Annotated in this window: 18 protein-coding genes; 10 read left to right on the top strand and 8 right to left on the bottom strand. The window is 65.4% G+C overall.

The window, feature by feature from the left end:
* Positions 1-42: 42 nt before the first annotated feature.
* On the top strand, positions 43-324 hold the full coding sequence (locus ACN9M3_RS20410) for a hypothetical protein (protein WP_426318471.1): 282 nt from the start codon (positions 43-45) through the stop codon (positions 322-324).
* A 98-nt stretch (positions 325-422) separates the two neighbouring features.
* On the opposite strand, the gene ACN9M3_RS20405 is transcribed toward ACN9M3_RS20410, so the two are convergent.
* From ACN9M3_RS20405 to ACN9M3_RS20385, 5 genes are all read right to left on the bottom strand, one after another.
* Positions 423-1,169, bottom strand: a complete 747-nt coding sequence (locus ACN9M3_RS20405; protein WP_426162358.1) for an alpha/beta fold hydrolase — start codon at positions 1,167-1,169, stop codon at positions 423-425.
* Complete coding sequence (locus tag ACN9M3_RS20400; RefSeq protein ID WP_426162357.1) at positions 1,156-2,094, bottom strand: DMT family transporter; 939 nt, start codon at positions 2,092-2,094, stop codon at positions 1,156-1,158. Before ACN9M3_RS20400 ends, ACN9M3_RS20405 begins: the two co-directional genes overlap by 14 nt.
* Positions 2,095-2,276: 182 nt before the next feature.
* Positions 2,277-3,455, bottom strand: coding sequence for an MFS transporter (locus ACN9M3_RS20395; RefSeq protein ID WP_426318470.1), 1,179 nt, complete (start codon positions 3,453-3,455; stop codon positions 2,277-2,279).
* Positions 3,452-3,946 carry a hypothetical protein gene (locus tag ACN9M3_RS20390; protein ID WP_426162354.1) on the bottom strand — a complete coding sequence of 165 codons (495 nt, stop codon included), beginning with the start codon at positions 3,944-3,946 and terminating at the stop codon, positions 3,452-3,454. Before ACN9M3_RS20390 ends, ACN9M3_RS20395 begins: the two co-directional genes overlap by 4 nt.
* A gap of 3 nt (positions 3,947-3,949) precedes the next feature.
* The gene (locus tag ACN9M3_RS20385) at positions 3,950-4,807 is read right to left on the bottom strand and encodes a hypothetical protein (protein WP_426162353.1); all 858 of its coding nucleotides are present in this window, start codon (positions 4,805-4,807) and stop codon (positions 3,950-3,952) included.
* 216 nt (positions 4,808-5,023) lie between these two features.
* On the opposite strand from ACN9M3_RS20385, the gene ACN9M3_RS20380 reads away from it, so the two are divergent.
* The 4 genes from ACN9M3_RS20380 to ACN9M3_RS20365 all read left to right on the top strand — a co-directional run bounded on the left by ACN9M3_RS20380 (position 5,024) and on the right by ACN9M3_RS20365 (position 10,360).
* Entirely contained in the window at positions 5,024-5,617 is a 594-nt protein-coding gene (locus ACN9M3_RS20380; RefSeq protein ID WP_426318469.1) for a cysteine hydrolase family protein, read from the top strand.
* A gap of 82 nt (positions 5,618-5,699) precedes the next feature.
* A complete protein-coding gene (locus ACN9M3_RS20375; RefSeq protein WP_426323813.1) occupies positions 5,700-6,617 on the top strand; it encodes an arsenic resistance protein in 918 nt (305 codons plus the stop codon).
* A gap of 158 nt (positions 6,618-6,775) precedes the next feature.
* Positions 6,776-10,126, top strand: coding sequence for a TcdA/TcdB pore-forming domain-containing protein (locus ACN9M3_RS20370; RefSeq protein ID WP_426318468.1), 3,351 nt, complete (start codon positions 6,776-6,778; stop codon positions 10,124-10,126).
* A 33-nt stretch (positions 10,127-10,159) separates the two neighbouring features.
* Positions 10,160-10,360, top strand: a complete 201-nt coding sequence (locus ACN9M3_RS20365) for a hypothetical protein (protein WP_426318467.1) — start codon at positions 10,160-10,162, stop codon at positions 10,358-10,360.
* Between the two features lie 28 nt (positions 10,361-10,388).
* On the opposite strand, the gene ACN9M3_RS20360 is transcribed toward ACN9M3_RS20365, so the two are convergent.
* Together ACN9M3_RS20360 and ACN9M3_RS20355 are read right to left on the bottom strand one after the other, a co-directional pair.
* Positions 10,389-11,615 (bottom strand): PrpF domain-containing protein, encoded by a 1,227-nt coding sequence (locus ACN9M3_RS20360; protein ID WP_426162350.1) that lies wholly within the window; start codon positions 11,613-11,615, stop codon positions 10,389-10,391.
* Positions 11,616-11,743: 128 nt separating this feature from the next.
* Positions 11,744-13,042: an SGNH/GDSL hydrolase family protein gene (locus ACN9M3_RS20355; protein WP_426162349.1), complete on the bottom strand. Its 1,299-nt coding sequence runs from the start codon at positions 13,040-13,042 to the stop codon at positions 11,744-11,746.
* A 227-nt stretch (positions 13,043-13,269) separates the two neighbouring features.
* On the opposite strand from ACN9M3_RS20355, the gene ACN9M3_RS20350 reads away from it, so the two are divergent.
* From ACN9M3_RS20350 to ACN9M3_RS20330, 5 genes are all read left to right on the top strand, one after another.
* Positions 13,270-16,311: an ATP-binding protein gene (locus ACN9M3_RS20350; protein ID WP_426318466.1), complete on the top strand. Its 3,042-nt coding sequence runs from the start codon at positions 13,270-13,272 to the stop codon at positions 16,309-16,311.
* Between the two features lie 96 nt (positions 16,312-16,407).
* Positions 16,408-17,091 (top strand): response regulator, encoded by a 684-nt coding sequence (locus tag ACN9M3_RS20345; protein ID WP_426162346.1) that lies wholly within the window; start codon positions 16,408-16,410, stop codon positions 17,089-17,091.
* 125 nt (positions 17,092-17,216) lie between these two features.
* Positions 17,217-17,621, top strand: coding sequence for a type III secretion system chaperone (locus tag ACN9M3_RS20340; RefSeq protein ID WP_426318465.1), 405 nt, complete (start codon positions 17,217-17,219; stop codon positions 17,619-17,621).
* Positions 17,622-17,631: 10 nt separating this feature from the next.
* On the top strand, positions 17,632-18,567 hold the full coding sequence (bla, locus tag ACN9M3_RS20335) for a class A beta-lactamase (RefSeq protein WP_426162343.1): 936 nt from the start codon (positions 17,632-17,634) through the stop codon (positions 18,565-18,567).
* A gap of 108 nt (positions 18,568-18,675) precedes the next feature.
* The gene (locus tag ACN9M3_RS20330; RefSeq protein ID WP_426318464.1) at positions 18,676-23,556 is read left to right on the top strand and encodes a hypothetical protein; all 4,881 of its coding nucleotides are present in this window, start codon (positions 18,676-18,678) and stop codon (positions 23,554-23,556) included.
* Positions 23,557-23,565: 9 nt separating this feature from the next.
* On the opposite strand, the gene ACN9M3_RS20325 is transcribed toward ACN9M3_RS20330, so the two are convergent.
* Entirely contained in the window at positions 23,566-24,339 is a 774-nt protein-coding gene (locus ACN9M3_RS20325; protein ID WP_426318463.1) for an AraC family transcriptional regulator, read from the bottom strand.
* Positions 24,340-24,385: the final 46 nt, after the last annotated feature.

Below are 24,385 nucleotides of genomic sequence, written 5' to 3'. Positions count from 1 at the left end.
GCCACGTTTATGGGGAAAGGAGCGTTATGATTCAGCGGAAAAATGGACAGGTTCCGCCGCCTATGCAAGCTGTTGCTGCTCTGCCTGCTTGGGCTTGCGGCAACGGCGTGCGCCGAACTTGACGGTCTCGCCAAGGGGATGGCGCGCAGTGAGAAGGAGGATGCGCGCCGGGTTTGCAGTGAATACGGTTTCCGTCCCGGCACCGACGCATATGCCCAGTGCGTCGGGTCGGAAGTGAATGCGCGTAAGGAGCGCGAGCAGCAAGACTGGCTGGAGCAGCAGCGCTGGCAAGACCGCGAATGGCGGCGCCGCTACCGTCACTAACGGCGGGACAGCGCTGCGGCGGCCACGGTGGTGTGCCGTCCGGCAGCATGCCTGGCCGCACGCCGGACGCATGCCGGCCGGCGTGGCAAGGGGCGCGCTCAGGCAGGCTGCCCGTCCTTCCTCCGATCTTCGCCTGGCGTGGACTGCGCCAGCCACGAGAGGATCGCCTCGCGCGTCGCCTGTGGCCGCTCAAGCGCAGGCAGATGCCCGCAATTCTCGATGACTTTGAGTTCGGCCCGGCGCAGCTTGCTGAGCATCAGCCGCTGCATCTCCATGCTGAACAACTGGTCTTGCCGCCCGTACAGGATCAATGTCGGCATGCTGAGTGCAGTCAGGCGCGCGGAAATATCCCAGGCGTTGATCAGGACCCGGGTCTGGTTGACCAGGCCGGCGCGCGGCAACTGCTGGCAGGCGGCCAGGGCGTCAAGCAGGTCGCGCTCCCCGGCGCGGCGCGGATCGACGCAGGACTGGTTGAGCTGCGGCCAATGCTGGCCGATGGTGCCGTTGAGCAGGGGCGTGAGCATGCCGTGCCGGAAGAACTCGCGCTGCGCCTCCGGGGCATTGCCCGGATAGGTGCACACCAGGACCATGCGCTGCACGCGCTGCGGCGCCATCAGGGCCAGATGCTGGGCCACCAGCCCGCCCAGGGAGTGCCCGAGCAAAGTGAATTCCGGCGGTGCCAGCTGCAGCACTTCCCTGGCCATGCCGGCCGCGTTGGACTGGTTGGACACGACGATGGTGTGCACGTCGTAGTGTGGCGTAAGGTGTTCGATCAAGTCGCGCCACATGCGGTCGCCATGGTTGCTCCAGCCCGGAAGCAGGACGAATTGTTTACGGTGAGACATGGTTGATCCCCTTTTTTCTAAGCCAGGATGGCATCCCGTTGACCGCCAGCGCGGCAATCGTGAGCGCCAGCGCGCTCGCCTGGCGCAGGCCGAAGTGCTCGCCGCGCAGCGCCACGCCGAGCAGCACGCCGACCACGGGAACGATGAAATTGGACAGCGACGTGAATACCGGGCCGCGGCGTTGTACCAGTGCGGCGTACATCAGGTAAGCCAGCCCGGACTCGACCGTGCCCAGCACGGCCACGGCGCCCAGCGCGCCCGGCGTCCATGTCAGTTGCCAGGGATGGTCGATCAGCAACGATGCTATCGCCAGCGGCAAGGCGGCATACCACAAGATGGTCCGTACGGAGCGGATCGGGTTGTCATGCGGAAGGTGTTCCAAGAGATTGAGGCTTAAGGCGAAGCTGGCACAGCCCAGGAAGATGGCGCCTTCATAGACCAAGTGGCCGCTGCCGTGGTTGGTGGCAGGGCTTACCAGGATGATAATGCCGGCGAAACCGAGCAGAACGCTGAGCATCGCCGGCCAGCCGGGGCGCCTGTGTTTGCTTATGCATAAAGACAGGAGCATTGTCAGGATCGGCACGCTGCCCATCATCACCGCCGTGATACCGCTGTCGACATGCTGCTGCCCCCAAACGATCAGGAAAAAGGGGAGCACTGCCTCGAACAGAGCAATCAATGCATACAGCAGTGCGGGCGAAAGTGGCGCCTTGCGGCCGGCTGCAGGTAACGGGCGCGTAGGTCGGCGTGTGAAGCCGGCCAGCATGGTCAGCGTCGCCGCGCCAATCAACACGCGCAGAGCCGCGGTGGTGGCGGGCGGAATACTCTCGACGGCGAAGGCATTGAACAGGAATTGTCCGCCCCAGATTGTGCCGATGCCCAATAAGAGAAGATAGTCGAGCAGGGTTCTTTGTTGTGTGTGCATGATGCGTTCTCCTTGGTGCCAGGGCTCGAACGGGCTGCGAGACCGACATCGGGCGCCGGCATGGATCATGCACACGATGAGGCGCGTTGCGCTTGCGGGAAGCGAAAAGCAGGACCGGTCCGGCCTGCCGAGCGGGCGGCGCGCCGCCGCGCCCACGGGCCAGGACCATGCGGTGGCAGCTTTCAGTCCTGTGCCCAGCAATGCGCCACCGGCATCAGGACGGCACTGACCACCAGCATGAACACCGGCTGGGCCAGTGTTTGCGCGTGGTACAGGGCGCCCAGTGCGGCCAGGCCGGCGGCGATCAGCAGGTAATAGGTCAGTCCGTACATGGCGCTGGCGCTGCCTTGCACCGCGCGGTAGTGCTGCAGGGAGGCGGCGAAAATGCTGGGAATGGCGCAGGCGAAGCACAGCATCAGGACCACCTGCGTGGCCAGCACGGCGCACGCCGCCGGCAGCGGCGCACGGGCGCCGGCGGCCAGGGCGAGCAACTGCAGCAGGGCCGCCGCCAGCCCGGCGTGGCAGGCGCGGCGGATCAGCTGGCGCGGCCGGTAGTGCCGTAGCGCCAGCTTGTTGAGGCGGGCGCCGCCGACGGCCGCCAGGCCGAGCAACAATCCGCTGGCGCCGGACAGCCAGTGCGGCATGCCCAATTCATCGAACGTGTGCGGCGCCAGCACGTAATAGCCGAACAGGATCAGGTTGAAGCCGGCCACCAGCGCGGCCGAGATCCAGATATGGCGGTCGGTCAGCATATGGCGCGCGACGCGGAGCATGGGCACCGGGGCCGGCTGATGCCGCGGCCGGGTTTCCGGCATGAAGGCGGCGCACAGCAGTGCCAGCGCGGCCAGCAGCCCTAGGCAGGCGAACACGCCGTGATAACCGTAATGGCTGGCCACCAGCATGCCCAAGGCGGGGCCAATGGCCGGCGAGAAGGCCAGCACCGTGACAACGGCGGAAAACATTTTGGTCAGCTGAGGACCCTGGTAGCTGTCGCGCACCATGGTTTGCATGACGACGGCGCCGACGCTGATGCCGAACGCCAGCCAGGCGCGCGCCAGCAACAGGACGGTAAAGCTACGCGCCACCAGCGCCAGGGCGGCGGCGGCGACGTAGCAGCACAAACCGCCGAACAGGGCGGGGCGGCGTCCCTTCAGGTCGGAAATGCGGCCCCAGAACAGGACGCCAAGGGCAAAGGCGGCGAAGTACAAGCTCATGGTCCATTGCGCCTGGCCGGCACTGACGCCGTAGGCGGCAGCAATGTCGGGCAACACCGGCGCGTACATGGTCTGGCTCAGTTGCGGGTAGGCCAGCAACAATAGCAGGATGGCGATTGCTGGCCGCGAAAGGGGAATGGGATTCATCGATGCTCCAGGTTGGGTTCATTTGGTGGAGCGCGGCGCGGGCCCAGCCAGGCCACGCACAATGCCAACGCGCCGTTGGCGAGCCAGACATCGGCTTGGCATAACAGGCCATAGCGCCACGGCGCGGCCAGGCCGGCCGCGCTGGCGACCAAGCTGGTCATGCAGGCCTGGCGCAACAAGTCGCCTTTTAGTGCGAGCACGGCCACGGCCAGAAGCCCGGCGCGCGGCAGGAGGCGCGCCGGCAGGCGGTGGCCTGCGCCATAATTCAAGGCCATCAGCGCCATCACCGGTTCCAGCGCGGTGAGCCAGGCCATGGCAATGATGCCAGCCGAGTATTGCTGCGGGCCGGGGAAGACGTGGCCCTGGGCCAGGGCGCCGCTCAGCTGCCCGGCCCATTGCAGCACGCCGGCGTGCACGATCAGGGCAGTGGAGACTGCCAGCGTCGCGCACGCGGCGCAGCGCAGAACCAGGCGGCGGGGCAGCAGGTGCATGGCTTACTGCTTGGGCACCGCACCGGCCAACATGCGCAGGTTGCTGCCGCCGCTTGCGGCGAAGATCAGGCTGCGCACCTTGTCGTGGGGCAGGGTGACCAGGGCGGCGAAGCCATTCAGGTCGAGCGATTCGGAAGCGTCGCCCTGCACGCAGCCCATGCCGGGCGTATCCGATTTGGCCGTTACCGAAAATCGGTAGATGTTCTTGGACGGATCCAGCACCCGGATGTAGCCATCCAGGTTGCAGCCCAACAACTTGCCGATCACCTTGCCTTGGGCGTCGATCGACAGGCGCGGTGTGGTGGCCGTGTCGTAGCCTTGGTAGCCGGGCAGTGTACGCGCCGTGGGCGAGTAGTTGCCTCGCACCTCCGCGAGACTGGCGGGACGGTTGTTGTCGGCACTGTAAGTCATCGCATAACTGCCGTATGGTGCGCCGGCGACATAGCGGTCCGCCAGGTCGAAGGTGGCGGACAGGGTGTTCGCGGCGTCGGCGTGGCCGCTCATGACGGCATGCACGAAGTGGAGCGGAGCGACGACGCTTGCGCCGCCGATGTCGCCATCGTTGAGCTTGAGGAAACCGCTATAGGTGCCAAGATAATTGTCCTCGCCAACGCCGTCGGCGAAATAGAACTCGGTTTCGGCATCGTTGTTCTGGCCGTGCAGCAGCGCAAAGGCCGGCTTGCCATCGGCATTGGTGCCGAACCAGATGCCGTCGGCCAGGCGTTGCGAACCGCTCGGCTTGAAGGCGGGAGCCGGGGTCAGGCTGGACGTGCTAGCGCCGGCATGAGTGCCGCCGCCACCGCAGGCGAGCAGGGTGGCGCACAGGGGCAGCAAGGCGGCAATTTTCAGTTTATGGTTCATGGAACAGTTTCCTGGTCTGATCGAATTATTCGGCAAGGGCCTTGCCGATCCGGTCCGCAGTATGTGGCTACTCAGCACTAATAACTTCCCAAGGGCAATTTCTAGGACGATTGCACCCCGCCTCTCGGAATTGGTCCGGGAAATGAGGCGGTCCCTCTGCCGCGGGGCGCCCGAGCGTTAGCATCGCAGCCACATTTCTCGCCCAAGGACAGTCTCATGAACGATTCCAAGCCCTTATTCCTGACAGTCGATTTCATTAACGACCTGGTGCACCCGGACGGCAAGATGGCCGGCTGCGCGCCAATGGTCATGGCGTGCGGCGTGATCGCGCGCAGCAACGAAGCGCTGCATTGGGCGCGGGCGCAGGGTTTTCACATCGGCCACGTCAAGGTTGCCCTGGTAGCCGGCACGAGCACCACGCTCGGTTCGTGGTCGATGTTCGGCAAGGCCGACCAGATCGGTGCGCTGCAGCTGGGTGGATGGGGCACCGCCTTCCACCAGGAACTCGACGTGCATCCGGACGAGCTGGTGATCGTCAAGCCGCGCGTCAGCGCCTTTTACGGCACGCCGCTCGAATCACTGCTGCGCACCAAGAACATCAGGCAACTGGTGCTGGCCGGCGTTTCGACGTGCCACGCCATTGACCTGACTGCGCGCGAGGGGCATGACCGCGACCTGCGGGTGACCGTGTTGTCCGATTGCTGCGCGGCGCGCAGCCTGGACCAGCACCGCGCCACCTTGTCCGGTGCGCTGTCGCAGGTGGCGCAAGTGCGCACGCTGGACGAAGTGCGCGCCTGCATGAAGGACTGAAGCGGTGGACAGCGCCGCGTCGGCTTGCCAGGTATTGCGCGCGGCGCTGGAGCGCCACCAGATCGCCTGCTACTTCGGCGCCATGCTGTTGGGCGCACTGGGGGCCTACTGTTTGCCGCACAGTGCGGCATGGGCGCAGGCGATCGAGCCTTGCCTGGCATTGATGCTGACGCTCACTTTCCTGCAAGTTCCGCTGGGACAGCTGGGGCGGGCGCTGCGACAGGGGCGTTTCCTGGCCGCCTTGCTGGCGGTGAATTTCGTCGGCATCCCGCTCCTGGTGGTGTTCCTGCTGCACTGGCTGCCGCAGGTGCCCTTGTTGCGCCTGGGCGTGCTGCTGGTGCTGCTGGCGCCCTGCATCGATTACGTTGTGACCTTTTCCCACCTTGGCCGGGCCGACGCGCGCCTGCTGTTGGCGGCAACCCCGTTGTTGCTGCTGGCGCAGATGGCGCTGTTGCCGTTATACCTGCGGCTGTTTCTAGGCCAGGCCGAAGCGGACTTGGTACGGCCCACCGCATTCCTGCACGCGTTCGGCACCATGATCCTGCTGCCGCTGACCCTGGCAGCTTTGCTGCAATACTGGGCCGCATCGTCGCGCGCAGGCCGGCACGTCGCCGGCGGCCTGACCAGCCTGACGGTGCCCGCCACGGCGCTGGTGCTGTGGCTGATGATGGTGGCTATGCTGCCGCAACTTGGCGCCGCGGCGGCGGCGGTGCTGCAGGTGTTGCCGGTGTACCTGGCCTTCGCGTTGGCGGCGCCGCTGCTGGGCTGGTGTGCCGGCCGCTGTCTGGGCCTGGCGCCGACCGCGGGCCGCGCCGTCGCATTCAGTGCGGCGACCCGTAATTCGCTGGTGGTGTTGCCGCTGGCGCTGGCCGTGCCGGGCGCCGTTCCCATCCTGCCGGCCGTCATCGTGGCCCAGACCTGCGTCGAACTGGTCTTCCAACTGCTCTACATCCGCATGCTGCCCGTCCTCGGCGCCGCGACGCCCACCGCACGCCTCTGAGTGCGGGTCGCGTGATTCCGTCCGAAATTGCACCGTCGATGCGCTGCCTCGTTAGCGAAAGGCTAGCCTGAAGCCGGTTCCCAACCCGGTTCGGACTGCTGTCAGGCAGCGGCCTGGCCCCGTTGGCTGTTGAACGTTGTCACGTCAAGGAGAGATAAATGGGTTCATTTAACGCAGAAGAGCGACAAGCGATGGCCGTGCTGGAAGCACGCAAGCAAGCGCGTGCCTTGCGGCAGGGCCTGGCCGTGTTGATGAAACAGCAGGGCCTGGAGCGAAGTGAATGGGTGCCGATGCTGGGCAGCTACGACACGGCCAGCGGTCAGGTCAGTTTCATGAAACGCAACGATCCGAGCAAGTTGCTCACCTGTAAAGTCGGGGCTGTCCCCTTGCGGCAGGCGCTGGCCTACACGCGCGAGCTGACCAATGCCATCCAAAGCAAGTTCAAGGTCGAGGACGGCGAGCTGCAACCGCAGAGCGGCGGTGCGCCGGCGCCCGGGTCGCAAGAGCTGGCGCTGGGCGGCGCGTACGCCGCGATGCTCGACGAAGCGCTGGAGGCGCAGGTGCAGGTCGGCGAGCAGGCGGAGCTGGGCGAAGTCGTACGCCAGTCGCTACAAGCGGAGACCTTTGTCAAGGTCGCCGAACAGGTCGATTACTCGGTGGTGGGCCTGCAGCGCCTGAACGCCTTTGCTGGAGCGCTCAATGAAGCGATGAAGTTCGAAAAAGTCGCGTTGATAACCGAAAACATGTCAAGCATTCTCGGTGCGGCCGGCGTGGTGCTGAAAGGGGGGCTGGCATTCGAAGACGCCATCGAACTGGCCAAAGCCCAGTCGCCGGACGCGCAGATGGTGGCTGGCACCAAGCTCACCAATGACCTGCTGGGCACCGGGCTCGAAGTGGCGAGCGTGGTCGCCGAGATCGCCGGTGCGGAAGCCGTGGCTGGCGCGCTCGGTGGCGTGGGGCTGGCCGCTGCGGCCGTCGGCTGGTATGTCGCCGGGCTGGTCGAAGCGATCGAGCAAGGCAACGAACGCGCCAGCAAGACCAAGGAATACTTCGACATCCTGAACGCAGGCTACCACCACGCCGGTTATGGGCTGGACAAGGAGGGGAGGGCGTTGATTCCGCAATACGGGGTGCCGATCGGTACGCTCGACCTGGAGCACAACACCGTCTCCTTCGGCAAGTTCGACATGCTGCAGTACAAGGAGGGGCGGCGCGGGATGGGCGGTTCGGCCGCGGGCGGCTGGGAGGCTACGCTGGAACCGTTTGACGATGGCCGCACCTTCGAAATCCACGCAGGGCTGGGCGTGAAGCACACCATAGCGCTGCCGGAGCAGCGCGACCTGGTGCTGTTGCCCTTCATGCCGGCGGCCAGAGCGAAGATGGTGCATGGCGTGCAAACCGTGGGGCTGGGTCCCGTGATACGCGGCATGGACGGCAAACTCGACGATAGGGGCAACCCGATCAGTTTCAAGACCTATATCAAGAGCGAGGATGAGCTGACCGGAATCGATCTCACGTTCGAATCGACCACGGTCGACGTGCTCCTGGGCCAGGCCAGCAAGACCCTGGTGATGCCAAATATGGCACGCTCCCAGATCAAGGATGGCCATGGCACCAACTGGGACATGCAGTACCGCATGCGGGGCAAAGGTGGAAAATACGCCTTGGCCTTGAGTGCTTACGGTAGCGTCACCCTGCAGGAAAATGGCGACAGCAAGTCGACCTGGCTGCTGGACGCCGGCGCCAAGGGCCTGGGCGATGCGATCGCGTTCCAGGGCGACCATCTGGCCATCGGCGGCGCGCAGGTCTGGATCGACCGCCCGGCGAACACCAAGGTGTGCGTGCAAAAGGCGGACAGTACGCTGTACAAGGTCGACGCGCAGGCCAGGAAGATCGAGCTGGGCGGTGTCGCCGCGGGGTGGATCGAAGCGCACGCCAAGACCTTGCTGACCTCATTGGCGCAGTTGGCGAAGGAGCAGGGGGCGGACAAGCTGGAGGTGATCGGCTATCCGGGCCCTGGCGGGCAGGCCTTGGAAGGCTGCTTCAGCGCCAAGAGCGGCTACCTGGTATGCCGGGCGGAGCCGGGGGCCAGTCTGGTGCGCAACGCGCACAATGGCGCAGGAATTCTGCTGGTCGATGCAAGCTGGGTCAAGGCGCACCAGGGCAATCTGCTGGGCGCGCTGGGTGCGCTGGCCGGCAGTTTCGGCTGTAGCACCGTCGAAGTACTGGGCATTCCCGCGCAGGGTATGACTTTGCCCGGCGGGCGCTATGACCGCGTCTCCGGTGAATTGCTGGGCCGTGCGGCCGACGGGGTGCTGTACCGCGTCGCAGGCGATCTGAGCCGGCGGGTGCTCGGCGTCGATGCCAGCTGGAGCGCGGCACACCGGGCCACTCTGCCGCAGGACTTGGCCAATCTGAGCATGGAGGCGAGCGCCGGCATTCTCAGCGTGGCCGGCATCCAAAGCGCGGACGGCGGCATCAGCCCGGGCTGGTACGACGTCGGCCGCCACCTGCTGGTGGCGGGCAACACCCCGGGCAAGCGGCCGGATTACCTGGGGATCATGGGCGGCAAGGTTTGGCTGTTCGACCCTTCGATGGGCAAGCTTTACAGCCACAAGCTGGACGCCCGCTACGACAGCGCGCCCGATTGCTTTGAAATCGCCGACCCGTTGAGCGGCCCGCCCGACATCAAAGGATGGGTCAAGTCGGCATCGATCAGCGGCGACGGCTTCGTCATCGAGACTGGCGATGGCCGCATCCTGTCGTTGCGCCCCGGCGGTGGCAAGCCGCGCTTGCTGGGCCTGAAGGGGGAGATGGCGGATTCGGTGGTTCGGCAAAAGGGCGGTTACTCGGACGACCTGGCCAGGATTTATGAACACGACACATTCGTTCCGATCGAGGATGGCGCGGGCAAGGGATGGGTGCGGCTGCAACCCGAGCACTACGGCGACGAATATAAGGTGTATCGCCCGGCGGATCTTCCGGAGGACCGGCAGGCAAGCTTTACGGTGCTGGGCAAGATGTCGAACGGCATCGTCGTGTTCGAACGTACCGCCACCGGCAAGTGTCTCATGCGTGGCGTCGGAGATGGCACGGTGATAGGCATCCTCTCCAGCGGCGTGAACGAGGTGGACGACGTCATGCGCGTCGGCAGCACCTTGGTGATCCGACATTCGGGCCAAGCCAAGAGCGACAGGATCGCGTCCCAGGTGCGCCTCATCGTCGATGGTCTGACGCAAGTGGACATCATCGATGTGAGCAAAGGCGAGGTGTTGCGCGTGCACCCGCGCAACCAACACGGGGCGGATGAACATCTGCCTTGGACAGAGACCAGTACAGCGCCGGCGCATACGTCGCTGCGCATGATGGACACGGGGCTGCTGAAGCAGGAAATGAGCAGTTTTGCGCGTGAAGGGGCGGCCGGCCAGCGCGCCATTGTCACGCCGCAAGCGCCTGGACTCCTGGCCGGGCCGGGCGCGCTGCCGCACCCAGCCGGCGGACCGGCGTAAGAAAAGAACCGCTGACGGCGCTGGCCTTGCGGCATGGTTGGCGCCAACGCCGGTGTTGGCCGCCATACCTTGGGCATCTGCGCGGCACGACGGAAAGCGGTCGGGGCGCTGCGGCTGGCTGCAAGGGACGATCATCCATGTTCTTCCCTGTCGTCCGCCGCAGCCGATTTCGCTGGCGGCCTGTCGCGCAATGCGGCGACCGAGAACTTCACGAGCCGGACTGTCGCATCATGAAGCACGCCGCTTTGCGCCGCGCAGTCGCCTAAGCGCCATAGCACGCGAGCAGCGCGGGCGATGCCTGCGGCAGCGGCACGTGGCCTCGCATCAGAACCTGGGCGCTGCGGCGGTAGGCGGCGCGCACGATGTCAAGTTGGCCGTCGACCATACGCGTATCCAGTAGGGTCGTCAAGATACCGGCCGGATTCTCGATGTGCACGCTATGCAGGCCAGGGTCGCCGACTGGCACGCCGCGCGGCAGGGCCAGAGCGTGGGCCACTGTCCCAGGAACCAGACAGGCGGCGGCCAGGCAGCAGCCGCCAGAGACCGCCAGCGCCGCGTGCGCCCGCTGCGGCGTAAAGTAGCGGGCCGCGATGTCGCCGCCTTCGCGCGGGGCCGACACCAGGCAGACCTTCGGCATGGTTTCGCTGGCGGCCAGACGGGCTGCGCTCAGCAGCGCGCCGTCGTCGCCGCGCAGGCGCATGCGCAGGCCGGCCTCGGTCCACAGAACGCGTAGGCGGGCTTTGAAGTCGCTGTCTGCGTCCAGTTCGGCCGGCGTTTCATCGCCGCGTTTGCCCAGTTCGGAGGCCGCCACGATCACCATTGGCACCGCCACGTCGACACAGCTGACGGTGACGCCGAAAATGGTGTCGCGCGCGCGGCCAGTGGGCAGCAGGGCGCCGGTCTTGGCCCCGGCGGGGTGATGCAGGTGCAGGTCGACGCCAGGGTGGTAACCCATCACGCCGGGAATTGCCACCTGCGCAAGTCGGCCGCCGACGCGCTGCAACTGGGCGCTCAGTGCACTGTCCGTATTGCGGTTTTGGATCGCGATGCGCAGGTCGCCGTTCTCGGGGCCGGCCGGCAGCAGGCCGCTGTCGAGCGCGAACAGCGGCAGGGCGGCCGACATATTGCCGCAATTGACGCTCCAGTCGATGGCGCTGCGGCCCGGGGCCAGTTGCGCCAGGGTGCTGGTGATCTCGCGTGAGTGCGCGTCGACCTCGACCAGGAAAACTTTGTTGCTGGTCGGGGTGCCGCGCCCCAGGCCGGTCAGTTGGCGGTCGCCCGGGACATCGTGGTGCAAGGGAACGCCCATGATCAGGCGGATCAGTTCGTCGCGCAGGGGGCCGGCCGGCGGCAGCTGGGGCTGCCACAGCACGGCGCCGGTGGAGGTGCCGCCGCGCATGGCGTAGACAGGGAATTGCAGCACGCCGTCCAGCATGCAGGGCCGCAAGTGCTGCAGCATAGGGTGGGGGAAGCTCGGGTAATCGTGCATTGTCGGATTCGGCTTGGGAAAGGGTTCGGCGCCGGGCGCCAGGCAGGTGGGCGTGATGCTAGCCCCGGCAGGGGCGTGCCGCCGGCATGGTGCTGCTTTCTCGGACCGATGCACCCCGGCGCAGGTCTTCAGCGCAGTCCCGGCAGCATGGCCTTCACCTGTTGCCCCAAGCGTTCGGCCAGCAGGCGGTGAGTCTGCGTGGTCGGGTGCAGGGTATCCCAGAACAGGAAGGTGTGCGGGTCGCGGCAGCTGGCGCGGGTGCGCTGCCGCAGCATGTAATCGAGCGAGGAGCTGCGGTTGATCTCCAGACAGGAGTCCGTGACGTTGGCGAACTGGTAGCGTGCCGGATTGGCAAAGACGTCGTTGAACAAGGCGTAGGCATCATACAACTGGAGATTGAGGTCGGTATGCCGGCTGCGCAGACGTTGGACCAGTGCCGCCAGTCTGGCGTTGTAGTCGCGGACCTGGGCGGCGATACGGGTGGCATCGCCGCGGTATTTGAAGACCGGTGCGCGCGAGACGTCGGGCAGGTTGAGCAGCAAGATGTGCCGGGCGCCCGCGTCGACCATTTCGGCCAGCGCTTGCGTGACGTTGGCGCTCACCTGGTCGACGCTGCGGCCATAAGTGAGCAAGTCGTTGCCGCCGATCCAGACCGTAAACAGGGTATGTTCTGCGCGATAGCCGCTGGCTTCCTGCATATATTGGCGCCACGAACGGACCTGCTGCAGCAGCCCCGGCACTACCAGGTGGGCGGTATCGCCGGCGGCGCCACCGACGGCCCAGTTATACAGAGGCAGGCCGAGGTGCCGGGCCAGATACTCCGTCCAGACTTGCTCGTTGCTGAACCGTCCCAGGTACCAGCTCTGGCTGTTCGGCAGCCGCCACAGCGAAGCGTTGTACATATTCTGCGTATCGGACAGGCTGTCGCCGAAGGCAATGAGTTTGTTGATCGCACCGGCCGGCGTAGGCACGTCGTTGCTCCAGATGGTGTGGTTGAACGACAGCGCGTTGTTGGCGGCCGCAAACATCGCCAGCGGCCGGTCGATGCCGGCGTGCTCCAGGGTGCTGCGGCAAGTTTCCGCCAGCGCTTCCTGCGTGGCGTCGCTATAGAACATATTGCGCCATTGAAGGGGACTGGCCGACCACCAGTAGCCCTCGACCCGGTAATACTCGCCATCGGCCTCGCGCGCCCAGGCATAGCTGGTGGCGGGGCGGCGGGCGTCGTCGTCGACCCGGAAGAAGCAGCGCAGATAGGTCTGGGTGGTGGCGCCCGGCGCTGTCTCGCATTCCGAGCGGGATCGGCCGAGCAGCTGTTCTTCGCTCAGCGGTCCGTCTGGAGAATAGCAGGCGCCGAGGCCGGGGTCGGGCGCGGCGCTGGCTACCTGACTGAGGCAATAGAACAGGGCGGGAATGATGAAATTTTTCAAGATGTGGCTCCGTGAAGCAAGGACCCGGTGCGTGACCGGGCGGGGGGCGGGGGGTTAATTGGTCCTAGTTGCGGCGGCAGGATATTGTTCAGTCGTAAAGTTATTTGCGCGGCCGTGTAAAAATCGGACTGATTCACCTGTGCCGGACGGCTCTGGGGACATGTTGGCAGTCCGGAAAAGTGTGTCTATCGTGTATGATTATTTTCATCCTTGACACAGCCCCAGACATGCGCACCGTTTCCACCGCCTTGACCCTTGCCCTGCTGTTGTGCGCCACCTTGCTGCTGGGCGGGGGGCGCGCCCACGCGGCGCGCCAGGCCGAGCCTGCCGCGGCGGTGCTGCACGTGGGCTGGTTCAACGCCGGCGGACATTACCTGTTGAACTATGCCGATGCCTCCGGCATGCACCAGGGCTTGACGCCGGATACTCTGCGCGCAGTACTGGCTGGCCGGCGCATCGTCCCCAGCTACCACCACTACGATAGCTATGCCGCCGCCGAGCAAGCCTTGCGCAGCGGCGAGATCAATGTCCTGCTCGACATGTTGTGGACTCCGCAGCGCCAGCGCGACTTCTGGCTGTCCGCTGCCTACGCCAACTTGCCGGTAGGGGTGGTGCAGGCGCGCTCGGCAGCCTCCATCGACAAGCTGTCCGCGCTGGACGGCTTGCGGGTAGCCGTGATAGGCGATGCCTGGCGCGACCACCTGCTGCAGGCCGCGCCGCAAGCGCAGGCGGTGGCGGTTGCTACTCCGCGAGAAGGGGTGCTGGCGGTGGACGAGGGACGCGCCGATGCCTATCTGGGGTTCTACTTCGCCGGCCTGACCGAAGTCCAGCGCGGCGGCATGGGCACTTTGGAGGCGCACCAGCTGGCCCTGGCCAACCGCTCGGTGCACTTCATGGCGCGGCACGACGATAAGGCCACCATTGCACTGCTGGCCGGTGGGTTGAGCGCAATGACCACGCAGGAGCGCAACGATATCCGCGTGCGCTGGCTCGATGCTCTGCAAACGGCCAGCCAGCACGCGCTGGCTTTCAGCGCCGATGAGCGCGCTTGGTTGGAAGCCCACCCGGTGCTGAAAGTCGGCATTCCCGGTTTTACCAGCCCATACGACTACCTGGACGACGAACAAAATTGGCATGGCCCGGGCGCCGAATTGCTGCGCCGATTCAGCCTGAGCGCCGGGATCCGGCTGGAACCGATCCTGCTCTCGCGCTACGAAGCGCCACACGAGGCGCTGCAGCGCGGCGTGATCGACGTCACGCCGTCCTATACGGTGGGCACCGGTGACGGTGCCATCCTGGAAACGAAACCGTATACCCATGAACCGTGGGGCTGGGTGCGCAAACTTGACGATACCGCTGCCGTACGGCGGGTGGCAGCAGTCACTTGGCGCCTGCGCGGCATCAAGACTGCGCCCGGCCTGCAGGAGTATGACATCGTGCCGGTGGCCAGCACGGCCGAGGCGCTGGCGGCCATTGTGGCGGGGCGTGCCGACGCCGCCTATGTCAACCTGTTCGTTGCAAACGACCTGATCAGCCAGTACTACCAAGGGCGCTTGCAAGTGGCGGCAGAGCAGTCCGGCGCGGAATTCCTGAGTTTTGGGCTGCCTGCTGGCAATGCCGTGCTGCGCGATATGCTGAATCGCGCCATCGCCCGCTACCGGCCGGGCGAACTGGAACGGCTGGCGCACGGCAGCCGCCAGACCGTGCTGTCGGTGGGCTACGACAAACAGAGCGTGTGGCGCACGGCGCTACTGATTGCCTGCCTGGTGCTGGTCGTGCTGGCCGGCCTGGGCTGGACCATTCACCGCATCCGCGCCGCCGGACGTGCGGCCGAACTGGCGCGCAAGGATGCCATTGCCGCGCGCCAGCAGGCGGAGGCGGCGGACCGTGCCAAGTCGGTATTCCTGGCCACCATGAGCCACGAAATCCGTACCCCGATGAATGGCGTGATCGGCGTCATCGACCTGTTGCAGGACAGCGGACTCGACCCGCAACAGCGCCGCTACCTGAACGTGGCAGAGCAGTCGGCGCGGCTGCTGCTGCGCGTACTGAACGATGTGCTCGATTACTCGAAAATCGAAGCTGGCGCGCTGACCCTGGAGCAGGCGCCGTTCGATATGTATATGGTGGCCGACCATATCGCGGTGCTGTTCCGGCCACTGGCAATCGAGAAGGAACTCGATTTCGGGGTGGCCGTCATGCCCCACTTCGACCGCTTGGTGCTGGGCGACGCGGTACGCCTGACCCAGGTGACGGCCAATCTAGTCAGCAACGCAATCCGCTTCACCGCACACGGCGCGGTGACGGTTGAAATGCGCAACCTGCTGCGCCACGGCCGCCCGCACTTGCAATTGCGGGTATCCGATAGCGGCTGCGGTATGTCGCCTGAGTTCCAGCAACGCCTGTTCACCCCCTTCCACCAGGAAGAGCGTCCGGGCGCCGCCAGCCGCAGCGGGACTGGGCTCGGGCTATCGATTGTCAAGGAACTGGCCGACATGATGGGTGGCACGGTGGTGGTCGAGAGCGCCCCCGGTGCCGGTACCACGGTGCTGGTCATGCTGCCGCTGACCTGGGGTGAAGCGGCACCGCCGTGGCCCAGCCTGGCAGGGCGCAGCGCGCATGTGGCGCTGGATTCGCCGCCGCTGCGGCGCGCGGTGCAGGCCTGGACACGCAAGATGGGCATGGCTGGCGCGCCGGCGGCGACGGCGACGCTGCAGGTGAGCGATGCCGGCAGCGCGGGCTGGCTACTGGCAGTCCCTGGGCAGGCACCCACCACGGTATTCACCCGCAGCGACTTTGTGCGCGAGGCTGAACGCTTGCTGGGCGGCCTGCCGGCCAGGCCACGGCCCAAACCCAAGGCGCCGGCCCCCATCGCACTGGCAGCCGACGTGCTGCTATGCGAGGACCATGACATCAACCGCGACATCATGGCCCGCCAGCTGGACAAGCTCGGCTTTGTGGTGCGCAGCGCCATCGATGGCGAAGACGGGCTGCGGCAGTGGCGGCAGCGGCAGCCGCGCATCGTGCTGGCCGACTGCCAGATGCCCAGGCTGGACGGTTATGGCCTGGCGCGCGCGATCCGTGCCGAGGAGGCGAAGCGCGGCCTGCCGCGTACGCTGATCATCGCCGTCAGCGCCAGCGCTTCGAAGAGCGACGGCGACAACTGCCTGGCGGCGGGCATGGACGATTACCTGCCCAAGCCGATGACGCGGCAGATGCTGGCCGACTGCCTGCTGCGCTGGGGCATCGCGCCCGTGCAGCAAGAATAACGTTCGAATGTGTCGGCAGACTGTTTGCCGGCAGTAAAATTGACCGAGCCAGCCCTACGCCAGCGTTGCGGTCGCTAATCATTAATGGAGTACTTTATGTTAACGAGGCAATATCTGCTTTCTTCCCGCCCCATGCATACGATGCATATCGCCGTGCTGGACGACCATCCGGTGATCGCACTGGGGACGGCAGCCTACCTGCGCAGCCAGAGCGATTTCAAGGTGGAAGTGGAGGAAACGTCGGGAGATGCCTTTGCTGCCATGCTGGCCAAACAACCATGCGACGCGGCGGTGCTGGATTTCTACCTGCCCGAGGCCACGACAGACGGCTTCCACTTCCTGAAGCGCATCCGTCGCCTGTTTCCCGACTTGATCATCGTGACCTTCTCCGCCGGCAAGGCGAGCGAGATTGAGTATGCGGCCTTCCGCGCCGGCGCCAACGCCTTCGTGCCCAAATCGGCGCCGCTGGAACTGCTAGGCGAAGCGATCCGCATGGCGGCCACCCTGCCGCATTCGTTCTTTGCCGTGCGCGGCGGCCGCATCGACAAAGTCCAGCCGCTTAGCGCGGATGAGCAATTGACCGCTTCCGAAGTGGAAGTCCTGCGCCACATCGCCAATGGCCTGTCGGTGACCCAGGTGGCCGAGCGCCTGAGCCGCAGCAAGAAGACGGTCAGCACGCACAAGCGTAGCGCGATGACCAAGCTGGGTCTGGCGGATGACTTGTCGCTGGCGCTCTATCTGAAGGAAAAATTCGATCAGGGGCACCACGATGCCCTGTAAGCCCCGCCCAGGGTAATTCGGTCCGAAATCCCGCGTCGGGCGGCCGGCGCGCGGCACTCTGCTTCTATTATTTCTTATCAGTAATGCCGCTTCGGCGAATTGCAACAGGAATAAGGATGGCAGAAATGAACGAAGACTTCCATGTGCGGCAATGCGTCCGCGCGCTGGGCGCCAAGAACGGCATCACTGGGTGGGATCTCGATGGCGATGGTTCCTCGGGATTGCGGCTGCGCGACGGCAGCGAAATCTATCTACGCTATGCGCCGGCCGCGCACCGGCTGTACGTGTATGCCGTGCTGGCCCCCCTGTCGTCCAACCGTCGGCCTGAGATTGCCTTGAGCCTCTTACAGAACAATTGCCTTGAAGAGGGCTCGGAAGGCGGGGTACTGTCGGTATCGGATCGCCTGGCGGCATTTGTCTACCATGTGGCGCTGCCGTCCGACCACATCACCGTCGGAAAGTTGGAGCATGAGATCAACGCTTTCCTGGTCAAGCGTCGGCGCATGGCGCAGCTGGTGGCGACGCGCTAAGGGGCTTGCCATGAACCGAACCGCAATATCCCCTGGCGCGGGCCGCAGTTCGCGCCATGCCGTCGACAGCGGCCGCCGAGCCTTGCTGAGAGCTGCTGCGCTGGCGCCGCTACTGTCCTTGCCGGCCTGGGCGCACGATGCCGGCGTGCCCCGTGCGCGCTATCGCCTGGCTGACCTGGAACGCTCCTTCGATGGCCGCCTCGGCCTCTGCGCCATCGATACGGCGGACGGCGCGCGCTTGACCTATCGCGCGCACCAGCCTTTTCCCGTGTGCAGCACCTTCAAAGTGCTGCTGGCGGCGGCGGTCCTTGAACGCGACATCCATGCTCCGGCTCTGCTGGCGCGCCGCATCCATTACGGGGCGGCGGACATGGTGGCCTATGCGCCGATCACGCAGCATCATCTGGCCGATGGCATGACGGTGGGCGAACTGGTCGACGCGTTGCTGCGCTACAGCGACAATGTGGCGGCCAACCTGCTGATGCGCCTGATCGGCGGTCCGGCCGCCGTGACTGCCTATGCGCATGGCATCGGCAATCAATCGTTCCGGCTTGACAGCTGGGAACCCAACCTGAATGCCGCCCCGGACGGCCCGCGCGACACGGCGACGCCGGAAGCGATGGCGCACTGCCTGCAGCAGTTGGTCCTGGGCGAAGAGTTGCCGTCGCCGCAACGCATGCAATTACGGGCTGGATTGACCGGCAGCGTCACCGGCGCCTCGTTGATACGCGCCGGCGTACCGCCCGGCTGGCTGGTGGGGGACAAGTCCGGTGCCAGTGCCGCCTTCGGTACGCGCAACGATATCGCCGTCCTGTGGCCGAGCGAGGGCGCCCCGGTGGTCCTGGCGGTGTACACCACGCGTCACGCGCGCGACGCTACCATGCGCGACGATGTGGTGGCCGCCGCAAGCCGCATTGCCACCGAGTGGATACGCGAGCGGCGCTAGCCGGACGGCCTTTCCCTTGGTCCGAGATTCTCCGCCGCCGCCGCCGCCGCGCCGGAGCGCCCCTACCATACTGCCTCCGACAACTCTGCATTGACTGCGAGGCACGCAATGAATAACCACTCGGTAATCGGCCGGACTGCTGGCGCATTCAGTTGCGTCAATTACGTGAAGGGTATCGGCTCGATCGCCAGTTATCTTCACGCTGCCAAGCAGGTGGCCGCTGTTATGGTCGGGGCACCCCTGCGCGCCAACGCCAAGGTGCCCGACGCCGGCGGGCCGGGTGGCGCTTCCGCAACCGAAGGTGGTATCAACGGCGCCACTGCTATTGGCGCGCCAGACGTGCTGCGATCGCCCATGGACGATCCGGTGCCCCTGCATCGCCTGCGCACAGGCGAGGCGAGGGCGACCTCCAGCTGGATCACGGTCAACCCGAACGATTATCCGCGCGACCTCGGCGAATTCACCGACGTGGTGCTGCAAAACCTGGCGGAAGAGGGCGTTCCGGCCCGGCATCTGGAGCAACTACGCCAGCGCGAGGGCCTGTGGCGCGAAATACATGGCCAAGTGAATCGGGGGGAACTGCGCACCGATGGGGCGCGCCTACTGCTGGGCGCGACGTCGGAACTGGAGAATCAGGCTTTTCTGAACGATCAGGGCATCTACCAGCACTTGCCCACCCCAAAGCGTATCCGTCTGAAGGCAGTGGTCCTGTATTTGGGGCAGGTGCTGGCGCAGTACCAGCGCCCGCTTGACGCCTACAGGCGTCCAATCACGGGCTATCCGACCTTGAACGGCGGCGACGACGCGGAGCAGTTTGCCAATCAGGTGATCGGCCATGCAGGCTCCTGCGGTGGCAAGGCGGCCATTCAAGGCTCCAAGCGGGCGCACGAGCAAATCTGCGACGTGGCCCCGAGTGAGGCCGCCAAGAGGCTATGTCGAGACCAACTGGGCAGGCGCGCAATCGGTACGAATTCGCGGCGCGAACAGGCTGCGGCCGATCTGGCAAGTAAAGAGGCCATGAAGAACTTCAATGCGCTGCGTAATGCGTTCGACGCGACGGTTCCCGTCGGTACGCGGCATCCGGCCCGCGACGCCGGCCAGACTGCCGCGATCTTGCTGGGGGCGACTGGTTCGGACAGCGCCGCATATGCCGGATGTTTGCAAAAGCAGATGCCGAAACAATTCGATCCGCCGGCGCAGGACGCGCCACCGGTGCCCTCCGCCGCGCAGCAGGGGGCCGGTGCGATGACGCCTGCCATGCCCCAGAATCAGGATGTGGAGCCCATGGACACGAGTACCGGGGCAATGCTGGCTGCAGTTGGCAGCGCTGCGGGCGCGGTGGACTTCGTGCTCGATACCTTGATCCGCACCGTCACTTTGCAGGGCAATGCCGCCGCTGCCACCCCCATTCCGCAAACCACCACGCCGGCCTACCTGGCGGAGGAAGTGCAGGAGGACAGCCGTTACGTCAGTGCGTTGGCCCGTTCGCTGCGCGGCTGGGTCGACTACAGCAAAGCCAACCAGAGCGTCAACGCCTATCATGCGCTGCACGGTGTGTTTCAGCATTATGGCGAGGAGGTGCCGGAAGAGTTCACGCGAACTTTCGACATCACGCTGCTTGAGGATGAGGAGCGGCTGGACGAAGCCGCCGTACTGTACCATCAGTTGCGCAATCCCGGTCCCGATGCCGAAGCCGCGATGCCGCGCTCCGAACAATTGCGCACGCGCCTGCTGGACGACCTGCGCACAGAATACGTCGTTTTGCATGCGCTGGAACAGTTGCTGGCATCGCCGCGCAATATTTCGGCGCCGTCGCCATATTTCACTGGCTTTGCGATCGCGGACGCGTACAACAAGACTTTCGACCAGGTACTGCAATCGCCCAGGGTGTCGATCGACACCGGCTTCCGTGCTTTGTCAGCGGCGCGCCAGCGCGAACTGCTGGAGGCGAAGTTCGCGGACGTGGGCGAAAGCACGCAATTCGAAATCGGCACGGCGCGGCAGTCCGTAGCCAGTACCCTGATCCGTATGGCCCGCTATCGGGACCAGCCGGTACCGGGCCCATTCGCCTCGAACCAGGAACTGGCGCGCGCTTACGTGGAAGCTGAGCAGCAGTGGGCCGCCGACAACAGCAGTTTTCCCTTGCACCCGCGCCTGCAATTCTCGGAGCACATGGCCGCCGCGAGTGGCGTTGAAGTGATGAGCACGGCGGAGCTGAAGGCGCGCTACGACGCGATCCTGGCGATGGCGCAAGGCCACATCTTGTCGTATCCGCCCGAGGAGCGCAACTCGAATAGCGCCCTGGACCCGGAATCCTGGGTGACGAGCGTAGCTGCCAGGTACAACCGGGGAGGCGCGAGGTGGGACCAGCAACCCGCTGAGAGGCAGCGCAAAGCCATCCAAGCGGTGCTGAACGGCTTGCGCGCCATGTGTGAGCGCTCCGAGGAACCGGGATTTGGGGTACGCGCAAAGCACGTCGTCTATGACTTCGCAGCCAAGGTTAAGCAAGCTGGCCTGTTGAGCGAAGTGGTGGTGGGCGATACGCCGATGGAAAAGGCTTTCGCTGTGGTGGAGTATGGCACCGAACGACTGTATGCAGCCCTGAGTGATCCGCCGCGCTTCGACCGCCAGGCCGCCGCCCTCAAGATACTGCAAGAAGAGTTCCGCCTGGATCCGGAGTATGCCAGGAATACCGGCTTGCTGGAGAAGTTCATGCAGTGCGTCGACCAGCCGCTGCTTGACGGCAGTAAAATGTGGATCGGTACACGATTTGTCAAGCCCATTGACTTTTTGCAGCCAGCCGTCACGGCATACAACGAACGCTTGCTGAGCGATCCCTGGGTGCGCGCCAAGGCCAAGGAAAACCTGCGTCTGCGCGGGGCGCCGATGCGCGACGTCGACATTGAGCTGGAAATGCGTAGCGTGGCCGAGCCGTATAAGGCTGAAAGCGAGTACCACAAGCAGTTAATAACCATGTTGAACGTCGAATTGGGCAGTATTCCGATCGTCGGTGGGATATGGGGCATTTACCAAGGCTGGCAGCATGGAGACAAGATCGAGATGCTGATGGGCTTTCTAAATCTGCTCGAAGGCTCGGCCGGCGACTTGCGCAGCCTCAGCCTGAAGCTGCTCAAGCCTGGGATGGGGCAAGCCTTGTCCGATTTCAAGCGCATTACGGGCAAGCTCGGCGTGCAGGATGTCCCGCGGATTGACGACGTGCCATTTAAATTCAAGGCGCCGACGCCAGGCGACCTGCTGCCGGAGGCGCATATCGCCAGCACCATCAACTTCAAGGTGCGCGACGGGAACGTGCCGCGCGACTTGCGGCCGCTAGCCGCGCGTGTGCGCAGTGGCGAACGCGGTGTGACCTGGAAGGGACACGAAGTGATCCTGATCGAGAACGAGGACCGGGTGGTGCCGGTGAAAAACCGTGGCGGCGCCTATCAGGAGCTGGACTGGCAGACCGAACACCCGGTCAAGAATGGCAAGCTGATCCACCAGGACCCGACGTCACGCGGCTACCGCAACGACCAGCAACTGGCGGGCGGGATGCCCCTGCCGGGCCATTCCGGCCGGAAAAAGACCAGCGACGGCACACGGGTCGCGAACAGGGAGACAGTGGTCGCCGTGAAGGAGCTATTAAAACCCGCCAACGACCGCAGCCGGCAGAATTTCAACACTTTGTTCGAGCGGAATTTCGCTGTGTTCGACCTCGGGAACTGCATGACGAGCTGGGAGCTGCCGGGCCAGCCCGGCAGCGGCATGCAAGGCTTCAGGCAGTTCATGGAGCAACTATACGACCGCAGCGAAACTTTCCGTCGCATCATGAATCACTTTGACGCCCATGGCCGCCGCGTAGACCGGCGCTTATGGAAAATCCATTTCGGCGGCCGTGTTCAAACTACGCACGCGATTAATCCGAGAACCGATCATCAAGCGCGCGCAATCGATATCCCGGCGACGATGGTGCACGCCTACACGGCCGCGAATGACGTGCCGACTTATACCAAGGAGAACGCGGTGGTGCACGAACTGATCCACGCCCTGTTGTTGGGAAAAGACCCCAATTTGCCGGACCAGACCGTGAACGCTCGGCCTGTCGTGCCCACCGACACCGGCAGCCCATCGTTCCTGGCCGACCGCATTCTGTTCGAAATGGGCAAGGACGTGCCGGAACGGGTGACGTACGCCGACTTCAGGCGGGGGGCGGCGGACCCGCGCGTGCCGGTGGCGGCGAACGATGCGCAACTGGATTCCTACCATATCGACAAAATGCTGAACCGCCACCGCTTGCCACCGACTGCGGACACCGTTGTGTTGGAACAGCGCCTTGCCGAACGCCCGACCGTCACGCAATGGCAGCAGTTGCAGCAGGCGCAGCGGCAGCCACCGGCCAGGCCAAGCGCGACCTTGCGCGCCGGCCGGCGCCTGGATGCGTTGCGCGAACGCTTCGAGCTGCCGGACGGCGCCGCCCCGCGAGCCTTCGAGAGCGTGTGCAAGCGTTTGCTGAAGAGTCGGACCTTCCGCAACCTGCTGGAACGTATGCCCGAGCGCGCCGAGGGCAAATGGCAGTTCGTGTTCGACGAGGCGACGGCCCAGGCGGACTTGCCGGCCGGCCAGGCCTGGGCCGGCGCCGCCGACCGCACCACCGGCAAGCTGTACGTGTTCGACGATCATTCGCAGTACCTGGAACAGCAGGGCTTGCGCGATACCGAGTTTGAACGCAAGGTCACCACTGCCTTCGTCAATGCCATGACTGAAATGGAAGCCCCGGCCCAGCCGTTGAAGAGCCGTGGCGGCAAGGTGAAACTGGTCGACGAGATCCTGCATGAGGCGGGCTATCACAATCCCACGCAATTGGTGGCGGTGCGCGCGCGCTCCAACGATTTGGCGTCGCAGCGGGAGGTGACGGCGGAATTGATCAAGGCACGCCGGGCGGTGCTGGTGGAAGAGGACTATCTCAAACTGCAGCGGCAACAGGCGGCCTGAGCGCGCCCCTCAGGCAATCGCCGCCAAGGCGGCATATTGCCCCGGCGTCGTGCCATACACGCGCCGGAACAGGGCGATAAAGGCGCTGACATTGTCGTAGCCAAGGTCCAGCGCCACGGCGGTCACGGACTGGCGCGCCGCCAGCATCTCCAGTGCGCGCAGCAGCCTGGCGCGCTGGCGCCAGGCACTGAAACTGAACCCAGTTTCGGCCACGAAGCGGCGCGTCAGCGTGCGCGGCGTGATGGCGGCCCAGGCCGCCCATTCTCCGATGCGGCGCGGATCGGCCGGATCTTCCGCCAACGCCTGCGCAATCTTCAGCAGGCGCGGTTCGCGCGGCATGGACAGGCCGCCGGGCGCGGCTGGAGGGGCGCTGATTTCGTCGATGATGACGGCCCCCAGGCGCGCCTGGGCCGCATCGGGCACGTTGCCGCGCCAGCACATGGCGCGCGCCAGCGCTTCGCGCAGCAGGCCAGAAACGGCCAGGATGCGCGTTTCGCGCGGCAGCGCGGCGCAAGCTGAGGGCGCCACATACAAACTCCAGGCCGCGTCCCGCGCACGCACCGCGTGCGCTATTCCGGGCGGTATCCAGACCGCGCAGTTGGCTGGCACCAGCCAATGGCCGCCGCCAGCCTCCACCGCCAGCGGGCCGCTGGCGGCACCCACCAGCTGTCCGCGTGCATGGCGGTGCCAGCGGCGCTCGCGTTGGCGGTGCGCCACGGCAAATAGTGGCGGTTGATCGGTGTCAGACCCGGCGTCGGCGCCAAGCAAGGAGAAGCTCGTCATGATTGGCGGAAATGAGCTAGCAATTGGCGCCAGCGGCGTAGCGCTG

The organism is Pseudoduganella sp. R-43 (assembly GCF_049913255.1).
In the GTDB taxonomy this organism is placed as follows: Bacteria; Pseudomonadota; Gammaproteobacteria; order Burkholderiales; family Burkholderiaceae_D; genus Rugamonas.
This window is presented reverse-complemented; position numbering and strand designations above follow the sequence as displayed.

Coding starts and splice junctions, on each gene's coding strand:
- ACN9M3_RS20410 (WP_426318471.1), top strand. CDS start 43: ATGGACAGGTTCCGCCGCCTATGCAAGCTGTTGCTGCTCTGCCTGCTT.
- ACN9M3_RS20405 (WP_426162358.1), bottom strand. CDS start 1,169: ATGTCTCACCGTAAACAATTCGTCCTGCTTCCGGGCTGGAGCAACCAT.
- ACN9M3_RS20400 (WP_426162357.1), bottom strand. CDS start 2,094: ATGCACACACAACAAAGAACCCTGCTCGACTATCTTCTCTTATTGGGC.
- ACN9M3_RS20395 (WP_426318470.1), bottom strand. CDS start 3,455: ATGAATCCCATTCCCCTTTCGCGGCCAGCAATCGCCATCCTGCTATTG.
- ACN9M3_RS20390 (WP_426162354.1), bottom strand. CDS start 3,946: ATGCACCTGCTGCCCCGCCGCCTGGTTCTGCGCTGCGCCGCGTGCGCG.
- ACN9M3_RS20385 (WP_426162353.1), bottom strand. CDS start 4,807: ATGAACCATAAACTGAAAATTGCCGCCTTGCTGCCCCTGTGCGCCACC.
- ACN9M3_RS20380 (WP_426318469.1), top strand. CDS start 5,024: ATGAACGATTCCAAGCCCTTATTCCTGACAGTCGATTTCATTAACGAC.
- ACN9M3_RS20375 (WP_426323813.1), top strand. CDS start 5,700: ATGCTGTTGGGCGCACTGGGGGCCTACTGTTTGCCGCACAGTGCGGCA.
- ACN9M3_RS20370 (WP_426318468.1), top strand. CDS start 6,776: ATGGGTTCATTTAACGCAGAAGAGCGACAAGCGATGGCCGTGCTGGAA.
- ACN9M3_RS20365 (WP_426318467.1), top strand. CDS start 10,160: ATGGTTGGCGCCAACGCCGGTGTTGGCCGCCATACCTTGGGCATCTGC.
- ACN9M3_RS20360 (WP_426162350.1), bottom strand. CDS start 11,615: ATGCACGATTACCCGAGCTTCCCCCACCCTATGCTGCAGCACTTGCGG.
- ACN9M3_RS20350 (WP_426318466.1), top strand. CDS start 13,270: ATGCGCACCGTTTCCACCGCCTTGACCCTTGCCCTGCTGTTGTGCGCC.
- ACN9M3_RS20345 (WP_426162346.1), top strand. CDS start 16,408: ATGTTAACGAGGCAATATCTGCTTTCTTCCCGCCCCATGCATACGATG.
- ACN9M3_RS20340 (WP_426318465.1), top strand. CDS start 17,217: ATGAACGAAGACTTCCATGTGCGGCAATGCGTCCGCGCGCTGGGCGCC.
- bla (WP_426162343.1), top strand. CDS start 17,632: ATGAACCGAACCGCAATATCCCCTGGCGCGGGCCGCAGTTCGCGCCAT.
- ACN9M3_RS20330 (WP_426318464.1), top strand. CDS start 18,676: ATGAATAACCACTCGGTAATCGGCCGGACTGCTGGCGCATTCAGTTGC.
- ACN9M3_RS20325 (WP_426318463.1), bottom strand. CDS start 24,339: ATGACGAGCTTCTCCTTGCTTGGCGCCGACGCCGGGTCTGACACCGAT.